Annotated in this window: 4 protein-coding genes and 1 pseudogene; 3 read left to right on the top strand and 2 right to left on the bottom strand. The window is 69.1% G+C overall.

The annotated features are described in order from the left end of the window. Window positions 1-113: 113 nt before the first annotated feature. Complete coding sequence (locus tag ACGFYQ_RS41905; protein ID WP_393752592.1) at window positions 114-962, bottom strand: LysR family transcriptional regulator; 849 nt, start codon at window positions 960-962, stop codon at window positions 114-116. A gap of 95 nt (window positions 963-1,057) precedes the next feature. Here ACGFYQ_RS41905 and ACGFYQ_RS41910 point away from each other — a divergent pair, with 95 nt between their 5' ends. The 3 genes from ACGFYQ_RS41910 to ACGFYQ_RS41920 all read left to right on the top strand — a co-directional run bounded on the left by ACGFYQ_RS41910 (window position 1,058) and on the right by ACGFYQ_RS41920 (window position 2,940). Continuing rightward, a complete protein-coding gene (locus ACGFYQ_RS41910; RefSeq protein ID WP_393752594.1) occupies window positions 1,058-1,789 on the top strand; it encodes an SDR family oxidoreductase in 732 nt (243 codons plus the stop codon). A 162-nt stretch (window positions 1,790-1,951) separates the two neighbouring features. After that, window positions 1,952-2,467, top strand: coding sequence for a winged helix-turn-helix domain-containing protein (locus tag ACGFYQ_RS41915; protein ID WP_393752596.1), 516 nt, complete (start codon window positions 1,952-1,954; stop codon window positions 2,465-2,467). Next, complete coding sequence (locus ACGFYQ_RS41920) at window positions 2,422-2,940, top strand: IS630 family transposase (protein ID WP_393752598.1); 519 nt, start codon at window positions 2,422-2,424, stop codon at window positions 2,938-2,940. The genes ACGFYQ_RS41915 and ACGFYQ_RS41920 overlap by 46 nt, the downstream gene beginning before the upstream one ends. A 91-nt stretch (window positions 2,941-3,031) precedes the next feature. Here the strand turns inward: ACGFYQ_RS41920 and ACGFYQ_RS41925 are convergent. Next, a pseudogene (locus ACGFYQ_RS41925) lies at window positions 3,032-6,898 on the bottom strand (RHS repeat-associated core domain-containing protein); the annotation flags it as partial. Window positions 6,899-6,990 lie beyond the last annotated feature (92 nt).

The raw sequence follows: 6,990 nt of genomic DNA on the forward strand, positions 1-6,990 counted from the left end.
GAAGTCCTCCAACTCGCCACGCACAGCCGCAATCTCGTCCGGAGTCACGCTCTCTCAACGCAACACCGAACCAGAAGGACACGCTCAACCACAACTGACCTGACCAAGCCCTACTAGAGACGTGTCGCAGTCCGGACAAGGTCGGCGACGGCTCTGGACCGGCTGTGCGGTGGCCAGGCGATCACGGTGGTGACTGTCGGCGCGTCCAGCACGGGCACGGCGGCGAGGTCCCCGTGCAGTTGGGCTCGGCACGACTCCGGCGAGACCGCGCAAGCACGGCCGAGCGCGACGAGCTGCAACAACTGCGCGTGGTCGCGGACCTGCGGGCCGGGGCCGGGCGGGTAGGTGCCGTTGGGGTCGGGCCAGCGTGGCAGGGGCAGGCCCGGCAGCCCGGTGATGTCGGCCATGTGCACATGGGCCCGGACAGTGAGCGGATGCCCGGCCGGCAGGACCACAACCTGGCCCTCCGTGCTGAGTTCTTCGGTGTGGAACCCGGCCGTCGAGTCGAACGGACGGTGCAGCAGCGCCACGTCGGCCCGGCCCTCGCGCAGGAGTCGTTCCTGCTCGGCCGGGCCGCACAGGATGACGTCGATGAGGACCGCGCCGGGTTCGGCGGCGTACGCGTCGAGCAGTTTCGCCAGCAGTTCTCTGGACGCGCTGGCTTTCGTCACCAGGACCAGGCCGGGACGGCCGGTCACGGAAAGGGCTGCGCGGCGAGTCCGACGCTCAGCGGCGTCGACCGCGTCGAGCGCCGCGCGGCCCTCGACCAACAGCACCGAGCCGGCCTCGGTCAGCGTGACAGTGCGGCTGGTCCGATCAAACAACGCTGCCCCGAGCCGGCGTTCGAGCTGCTGGATCGCCCGTGACAAAGGCGGCTGTGCGATCCCGAGCCGCTGCGCGGCGCGCCCGAAGTGCAGCTCTTCAGCGACAGCGACGAAGTATCGCAGCTCCCGGGTCTCCATACGGCCACGCTACTTCAGATCCATACCCTGAAGGTATCGTTGCCCACCCAATCGGTGTTGGACCCCCGCCTGGGTCCGAGGGCAGCATGGTCCCTATGACTGAACGAACGATTGCGCTGGTCACCGGCGCTAACAAGGGAATCGGCTACGAGATCGCCGCGGGCCTGGGCGCCCTCGGCTGGAGCGTCGGCGTCGGCGCCCGCGACGATCAGCGCCGGGAGGGCGCGGTGCAGAGACTGCGCGCGGCCGGCGTCGAGGCGTTCGGCGTACCGCTGGACGTGACCGACGACGCGAGCGTGACCGCCGCCGCGCGGCTGATCGAGGAGCAGGCCGGGCGCCTCGACGTGCTCGTCAACAACGCCGCCATCACCGGCGGCATGCCGCAGGAGCCCACCAGGGTCGTTCCCGACACCATCCGGACGGTCGTGGAGACCAACGTGATCGGCGTCATCCGCGTCACCAACGCGATGCTGCCGCTGCTGCGCCGCTCTGCCTCACCCCGGATCGTGAACATGTCCAGCAGTGTCGGCTCCCTCACCCGGCAGTCAGGAACCGCTGCTGAGCAGACGGCAGGTCCGGTGGCCGTGGCGTACTCGCCGTCGAAGACGTTCCTGAACGCTGTCACCCTCCAGTACGCCCGGGAGCTGAGCGGCACGAACATCCTGATCAACGCCGGCTGCCCCGGCTACGTCGCGACTGACCTCAACGGCTTCCGCGGCGTGCGTACCCCCGAACAGGGCGCGGCGATCGCCATCAAACTCGCGACCCTGCCCGACGACGGCCCGACCGGTAAGTTCTTCGAAGACGCCGGCGTAGTGCCCTGGTGATGTGCACGGCGGTCATCACCCGCCAGGTGAGGCGGCTTCGCCCGCGCGTCTCGAACAGGCTTGTCGACACTGGTTCCAACATGAATGGCAATTCACCGCATGTTGCAACTGAGGTTGAAACGGTGGGGTGACAGCGGGCGTTGGCGGTGCTACATCGTCGTCATGAGGTATGCGGATGGCGGCGGGTTGACCGCTGCGGGGCGGGCGAAGCGTGAGGCTGTGCGCTTCGAGGCCGCGGGGATGTTCGAGGAGGGGGTGCGGCCACCGGAGGTGGCCCGCAGGTTACGGGTGTCGCGGAAGTCGGCATACGCCTGGCACGCCGGCTGGCGCCAGGGTGGCAGAGCGGCTCTGGTGTCCAAGGGAGCGGGCGGCTTTCCGTGTCAGCTCAGCGATGGGCAGACGGAGCGGTTGCAGGCCGAGCTGGAGGCCGGCCCGGCCGCGCACGGCTGGAGTGAGGACCAGCGGTGGACGCTCGCGAGGGTGGCGGAGCTGATCCATCGGCTGTTCGGATACGTGTACACCCCCCGCGGGGTGTCGTATCTGCTGCACCGGCTGGGCTGGTCGCCACAAGTCCCCGCGCACCGGGCCGTCGAGCGGGATGAACAGGCCGTGGCACGGTGGCGGACGGAGCAGTGGTCACGGGTAAGAGGACGGCCCGGCTCCTGGGCGCGTGGATAGTCTTCGAGGACGAGGCCGGGCAGGACCTGAAACCGGGGAAGGGCCGGAGCTGGTCCCGGCGCGGGCGGACGCCGGTGATCAAAGTGACGGGGAAGGGCTCAGGCCGGGTTCTGATGGCCGGGATGGTCTGCATCAAACCGGGCCACCAGACTCGCCTGATCTACCGGACACAGACGCACCGAGGCCGCACGGGCGAGAAGAAAGGCTTCCGTGCTCGTGAGTTCGCCGAACTGATCACCGCCGCACGCCGTCAACTCGACGGTGCCCCTCTGATCGTGGTGTGGGACAACGCCAGTACCCACCATGCCAAGGCGCTGAGGGAGTTCTGCGACCGCAACAGCGACTGGCTCACCATCGTCAAGCTCCCGCCCTACGCCCCCGACCTCAACCCCGTCGAAGGCGTCTGGGCGCATCTGAAGAAGTCCCTGGCCAACCTCGCACCCACGCGATCGAAGACCTGGCTCCGCTCGTGAAGAGCCGTTTACAGAGCATCCAGCGCCAGCCCGAGGTGCTCGACGGCTTCATCGCCGAGACCGGACTGAGACTGGAGCCCCCGTAACCCTGTCACCCCACCCTTTCAACCTCAGAGGCAGGAGGCGCCACCTTCTTCGTTTTGGTCGCGGTACCTGGGTTGGCTTCGAGGAACGCCTTGTCCAGGCACGCCTCAACCCCCGTGGCACGGTTCCCGTTCAAACGGTCGACCGGCTCGTACTTCCGCCAGCCGCCCCAGGCTCCGCGGCAGTCCCCTCCCTGATCGATGTCCGAGCCCGGACCGGGGTCGGCGCCGGGGGCGCCATGCGTCTCCGGGGTCTGCTCCGGGCTGAACGTGTCCAGGCCGGCGAGCATGGCGAGGAGGTTTGCGCTGCTGTGGAGGGGCACGGCCCGGACGGGAACGTCCAGTACCGGATCGGGTCGATCACCGACGACCATGTCGACGGCCTGGGCGGCCGTCCAGAGGGCCTGGTTCGGGCTCCAGTCGGGCTTGGGGATGTGCTTCGGGGCCGGAATCGGGTTCGGGCCGCGGTTGGGGTTCGGGGGGATCGGGGGCGGGGGCGGGGCGGCCGTGACCACCCTGCATCGGGAATAGCAGCGTCCGCTGCCACCCCCGGACCCGCCGGGAGCAGTTACGGCACCCCGGGAGCGGGACCCGCTGGCAGCAGTTCCGATTTCGCTCTTCGCCATGCTTGCGAACTTCGGGCGCGTGCCGCCACCGCAATCCGGGTGCCAGGGGCTCTTGTCGCAGTTCCGCCGGCTCGGGGCTGCGGATGAACTGGAGGAACTGGAGGAACTTCCCCATGCACGGGACATCCACGAAAAGCCGCGAATCGCTTGGGATCGCTTCGTCGAAAGGCCGAGGTAGCGGGCTATCGAGGCTCGCATGGCCACGATCTGGACTTCGGACATGGCAGTTGTGGGGACCCCAGCGGCGGTTGCGACGCCACCCCCTCCGTGGTGGATGGCTTCGTGACCTGCCGGGTCGGTGCCGTTCAGCGGGCTCGCGTTGGCGTACGTGTAGCGGTTGGCCTGGACCGAGGGGTCCGGGTCGAGCTGCCACGTGTCGCGGCTGGTGAAGCCGCCGGTGCCCGGCTGGTACCAGCGGGCGGCCATGTTGACCTCGCCGGTGGACGAGTCCGTCCAGCCCGACTGGTAGCCGAGCGACGGGGTGGTGCCGCTGCTCGCGGTCACGTTGCCGGAGGCGTCGTACGCGCGGGACGAGCTGACCGTGGTGCCGTCCGCGGACAGGCTGGCGACCAGGTCCGAGTGGCCGTCGGTGACGGCCAGGCGCGCCGAGTCCGCAGTCCCGGTGATCGCGCTGGCGAGCAGCGTTCCGCCGGGGGTGCGGCTGTAGGTGGACGTGCCGTCCTTGACCAGGTTGTTGGAGCCGCCGTCGTAGCTGAAGCCGGTGCCGTTGTGGGTCATGACCCGGTCGAGCGAGTCGTACGTGAAGGTGCTCGTGCCGTTGGTGATCGTCCGCTCGAACGCGTCGGACTTGATCGTTCGGCTGGTTGCGCCGTCGGTGGCCGTCTGAACGGTGCCGCGTGCGGAGTAGTCGAAGGTCTGCGTGCCCCAGGTCTGGAGCCGGTTGCGGGAGTCGTACGTGCCGGCGATGTCCCCCTTCTTGGTCAGGTTGCCGGCCTTGTCCCACTCGTAGGCGGTGGTGATGTCTCCGCTGGTTTCGGAGGTCATGCGGTCGGCGAGGTCGTAGGCGTACGTTTCGGCGCCCGCCCCGGCCGTGCCCGACGCGGTCTTCTTGACCAGCCGGTTGTCGAGGTCGTACTCGTAGGCAGTGCCCTGGACCGCAGTACCCGTGCCGGTCTTCGTAACACTGTCATCGGCCACCCGGCCCAGAGCGTCGTAGGTGTACGAACGCTTCGCGCCGACCATCCAAGTGCCGCCGGCGGCGGGGCGTGCGTACTCGTCGACTGTCGTTCGCCCGGCAGCGTCGTAGTCGCTGCGCACCTGGGTGCCGGTGAGCGGGTCGGTCGTGGTGTCGAGTTGGCCGGCCAGGTCGTAGGTGAAGGCCGTCGTGCCCGCCGCGTCCGTGCGGGAGGTCATCTTGCCGTCCGCGTCGTAGGCATAGGACGAGGTGCCGCCCGGGCCGTCCGTGGACAGCAGCTGGCCGCGGTCGTTGTAGGAGTACGTGTTGCCGACGAGCACTCCGTCGCCGCCCACGCCAGTCAGGCGGCCGGCGAGGTCGTAGGAGAGCGAGCGCGGACCGGTGGTCACGGCGGTGCCGGAGCCGGTCTCACCGATGACACGGTCCAGGTCGTCGTACGTCTTCTGACGCTTGACGCTGCCGGGGAGCAGCTCGGTGACGACCCGGCCGGCCGCGTCGTAGACGTTCGTCCAGGTGCGGCTGGACAGTGCCGGGTGCTGCGCGGTGCTGGGTTCGATGGTCGATTCCGGCAGGCCCCAGGTGTTGAACGTGTAGTACGTGGCCTTGCCGCGACCGTCGGTCAGGCGCGTGCGGTTGCCCGCCGCGTCGTAGCCGAAGGTCGTCGTGACCGAGTCGGTCGCGGTGACCGGTTCAACCTGCTCGGTCATCTGGCCGAGGGCGTCGTACGTGTACGTGCGGCGCGCGCCGGTCGCCGAGAGGGATGCGGTGACGTTTCCGTCGGCGTCGTACTCGGTGCTGGTCGCGCGCAGAGCCGTCGTGCCCGTGCCGTAGGCCGTCACGGACGTCGGCTGGCCCATGAGGTCGTACGCGGTGACCGTCTTGCGGCTGGTCGCGTCCTTGCTCTCGATGGTGCGGCCGAGGCCGTCATAGACAGCGCTGCTGACGCCGCCCAGGGGGTCGGTGATGGTCAGGGTCTGGCCGGCCGTGTCGTATGTCGCGGTGGTCCGGCGCCCGCCGGGTGTGGTGGAGGCGGTCTGGTTGCTTGCGTCGTCCCAGGTGAAGCGGGAGACGAGGTTCTGGAGGGTGGGCTTGCGCTCGACCGTGGTGGCGGTGAGCTTGCGGCCCAATTCGTCGTAGGTGGATTCGGTGCGTGCTCCTGTCGGGTCGGTCGCGGAGAGCGGCAGACCGGTCGGGGTCCAGGTGTAGGTGGAGACGCCGCCGCCGGACAGGTCCGTGGAGGTGCCGTTGAAGCTGGCGGTGCCGGGGGCCTGGAGGCCCTGCGCGCCGGCGATCGCCGGGTCCGTCTTCCTGACCAAGTTGCCCATCTGGTCGTACACGTAGTACGTCGCACGGCCCAGCGGGTCCGTGGTGGAGGCCGTGTTACCGAGCTTGTCGTACGTCGTGCGCGAGACGGCCGTGATCGGCGTGGTCGCGCCCGGCGGGGTGTAGTCGGGCAGCGTGACCGCGACGGGGCGGCCCAGCTTGTCGGTCTCCGTCTTGGTCACCAGGCCGCGTGCGTCACGCGTCTGGATGGGCTCGCCGAAGGTGTTGTAGCCGACGAGGGTCTTCGGGGTGACGGCCGCGGCCGCACCGCCGTTCTCCTCGGCCTGCACCTGCGGCATGGTCTGCTCGACCATGCGGCCCACCTCGTCGTACCGCCCGGCGCTGGTGTTGCCGCGCGGGGTGACCTGCGTCAGCGGGAGGCCCCGCTGGTCGTAGGTGGTCGAGGGCACCTTCTTGCCGGTGCCGTCGATGGACTGGGTCTGCTCGGTGAGCCGGTCCTCCGCGTCGTAGGCGAAGGTGGAGACCCGGTTGAGACCGTTGGGGTCGAACACCGAACGGGTGGTGCGGCCCAGGGCGTCGACCGTGTTCACGGTCGTGGCGCCGCCGCTCGCGGTCTGCGAGACCGCGTGGCCCGCGCCGTCGTAGACCGTCGACCCCAGGAGAATGTCCTTCTTGGATCCATCGGACTGGGTGACCTGCTTCGCCGTCGCCGTGGCCTGGAGGCCGTCGTCGTAGTAGGTGAAGGCGGTCGTGGCGCCCATGGCGTCGGTCGTCGACGCCAGACGGCCCGCCGGGTCGTACGACTTACTGATCGTTTCAGAATGAGTCGAGCTGCGGTCTTGCGCTCAACGATCTTGGTCGGCAGGGTGTCCGGAGTGCGTGCTGATCTTGTTCCTGACGA

Origin of the sequence: Streptomyces sp. NPDC048258, from assembly GCF_043201995.1 — a bacterium.
Lineage (GTDB): Bacteria > Actinomycetota > Actinomycetes > Streptomycetales > Streptomycetaceae > Streptomyces.

What these genes read in the sequence shown, in the direction of transcription:
- ACGFYQ_RS41905 (WP_393752592.1), bottom strand. Translation starts at nt 962, where the DNA reads ATGGAGACCCGGGAGCTGCGATACTTCGTCGCTGTCGCTGAAGAGCTG.
- ACGFYQ_RS41910 (WP_393752594.1), top strand. Translation starts at nt 1,058, where the DNA reads ATGACTGAACGAACGATTGCGCTGGTCACCGGCGCTAACAAGGGAATC.
- ACGFYQ_RS41915 (WP_393752596.1), top strand. Translation starts at nt 1,952, where the DNA reads ATGAGGTATGCGGATGGCGGCGGGTTGACCGCTGCGGGGCGGGCGAAG.